Below are 2,399 nucleotides of genomic sequence, written 5' to 3'. Positions count from 1 at the left end.
GACGGGGTGTGGAGCGATGCGGTGCCGGGACATGGCGTGAGGGTAGAAACAAAAACCGGTCTGTGGCTGTGTGCCAGGTAAAACCTCGGTGACGAACCGGGGCCCCGGCCGGCGCGGAGGGCTCAGCGACCGCCGGGAAAGTACCTCTCGACGAGCTCGTTGCGGAACACTCCGCGCGGATCGAGCTTCGCCGTCAGCGCCTCGAAGTCGGCGTAGCGCCCGTACAGTCCCCTGACCCGTTCCGGGCCCATGGTGAAGACCTTTCCCCAGTGGGGTCTGGCACCGAAGGGGGCGAGCGCCTCCTCGATGGCGGCCAGCACCGGTGTCAGGGCCGTCCCGTCGGGATGCCAGGTGAAGTGGAAGGCCACCGAGTCCCGCCCGTACGCCGGGCTCAGCCACAGGTCGTCGGCCGCGACGGTCCTGATCTCACCGATCTGGAGGAGCGGCGCGATCCGCTCGCCGATCGCCGTCAGCGCGTCGAAGGCCGCGAGGCCGTCCTCCCGCGCGACGAAGTACTCGCTCTGCAACTCGTCGCCGTTGCTCGGGGTGAACTCGGGCCGGAAGTGCGGCAGCCGCTCGTGCCACGGGCCGGGAACGCCCGACTGCACGGTGCAGGTGCCGGGATCCATCCCGGGCACCGGATGGCGCGGACCGTCCGCGAGCACCGCGCCCAGCCAGGTCTCCGGAGCGGGACCGGGATCACCGTCACCGATCCGCTGCTTCAGCCAGACCTGGTCGACCCGCTCGGTCCGCCAGTTCGTGAAGAGGCTGACGCTGTACGCGGCGGACAGGACGTCGTCGAACCGCTCGCGCAGCAGCCCGTACGGGAGTCCCTCGTACACCCACTGGCGGAAGTCGTGTCCCGGCACCAGATCGAGCGTCATCCGGGTGACCACACCGGCCGCGCCCAGCGCGACCACCGCGCCCGCGAAGCCCTCGTCGCCCCGGGCGAGGGTGAGCGACTCGCCGTCGGCCGTGACGAGTTCCAGCGCGCGGACCGCGGAGGCCAGGTTCCCGTTGCCGGTCCCGGAGCCGTGCGTGCCGGTGGCGCAGGCTCCGGCGACGGAGATGTGCGGGAGCGAGCCGAGATTGTGCAGCGCCAGACCGGCCCGGTGCACGGCGCCGGTGAACTCGGCGAACCGCAGGCCCGCGCCGACCGTGACCGTGGCGGCCGTCGTGTCGACCTCCACGGTCCTGGGCAGTCCGGCCACCGAGATCAGATCCCCGTGGGTGTCCGCGATCGTGTTGAACGAATGTCCGCTGCCCAGTACGCGCGCCGAGCGGCTTGCGGCGACGATCTCCCGCAGCCGTTCCACGGACGGAGGCGTGTGGACGCGTGCCGCGTTGAAGGTGATGTTGCCGGCCCAGTTCCGCACCACCGGAGGTATGGCGGTGTCCTCGGGGACGACGGGATGTCCGGACGCGTGGGGCACTGGGTCTCTCCTTCTGTCTTTCCGTGCTGCCGGAACGCTCTCGTACTGCCAGAACCTTCCCGCCCTGCCTGGACTCTGACATGCGCGTGGTGCGGACGGACGGGCGGTGTGCCGCAACTAGGGTGTGGACCCGGCCGGGCGGCCGGGACGGGTCCGGCGTGGAAAGCGGCGTGGAAGGGAGGTTTCCCTGTGCCCGAGGAGTTTCCCGTGGCGCGGCGGTGGGCCGTGGGAGCGCTGCTGAGCATGACCTTCGCGAGCGGTGTCGTGGACGCGGTGAGCTATCTGCGGCTGGGACATGTCTTCGTCGCCAACATGACGGGCAATGTCGTTTTTCTGGGGCTCTCCGTCGCCAAGGCGTACCACCTGTCCGTGGTCGGCCCGGTCGTGGCTCTGGGGGCCTTCGTCCTGGGGGCGCTTCTGGGCGGCCGGCTCAACAAGCGCTTCGGCCGGCGGCCCCGGTTCTGGCTCGCCGCCGCCTTCGCCTGGCAGGCGGCCCTGCTCACGCTGACGACCGTACTGACCGGCACGGGTGTGCTGCGGGACGAGGGCGGGGCCACCCTGCTCGTCGTCGCGCTGCTCGGTGGCTGCTGCGGTCTCCAGAACGCCACGGTCGGCCTCCTGGCACCGCGGGATCTCACCACGTCCGTGCTCACCAGGACACTCACCGCGCTCACCTCGCAGAGTGTCTTCGGGGCGGGCACCGGAGCCAGACCGCACCGCAGGGCGGGGTCGGTCCTGGCCGTGTTCGCGGGCGCGGCCACCGGAGGGCTGCTGCTCCAGGTGACCTTGGCGGGGGCCATCGGCCTGGCGGCCGTGGCGGTCACGGGCGCCGCGACGGTCTTCGCGCTGGCGCCCGAGTCCCGCACGGCCGCCGTGCGGGACTGATCCGTACGGCCGGACCGGCGACTCAGGGCTTGCGGCCGACACCGCTCCACATCGGGATGTTGTCGGCCGGTATGTCGTGCG

General features: G+C 71.4%; 2 protein-coding genes. One reads left to right on the top strand and one right to left on the bottom strand.

Annotation, left to right across the window (positions count from 1 at the left end; all coding sequences use genetic code 11):
* Positions 1-122: 122 nt before the first annotated feature.
* A complete protein-coding gene (locus BFF77_RS31280) occupies positions 123-1,388 on the bottom strand; it encodes a D-arabinono-1,4-lactone oxidase (protein ID WP_066956818.1) in 1,266 nt (421 codons plus the stop codon).
* A 234-nt stretch (positions 1,389-1,622) separates the two neighbouring features.
* On the opposite strand from BFF77_RS31280, the gene BFF77_RS31275 reads away from it, so the two are divergent.
* The gene (locus tag BFF77_RS31275) at positions 1,623-2,318 is read left to right on the top strand and encodes a YoaK family protein (protein WP_169922751.1); all 696 of its coding nucleotides are present in this window, start codon (positions 1,623-1,625) and stop codon (positions 2,316-2,318) included.
* The last annotated feature ends 81 nt before the right edge of the window (positions 2,319-2,399 follow it).

This window comes from Streptomyces lushanensis (genome assembly GCF_001700515.1).
Taxonomy (GTDB): Bacteria; Actinomycetota; Actinomycetes; order Streptomycetales; family Streptomycetaceae; genus Streptomyces; species Streptomyces lushanensis.
This window is presented reverse-complemented; position numbering and strand designations above follow the sequence as displayed.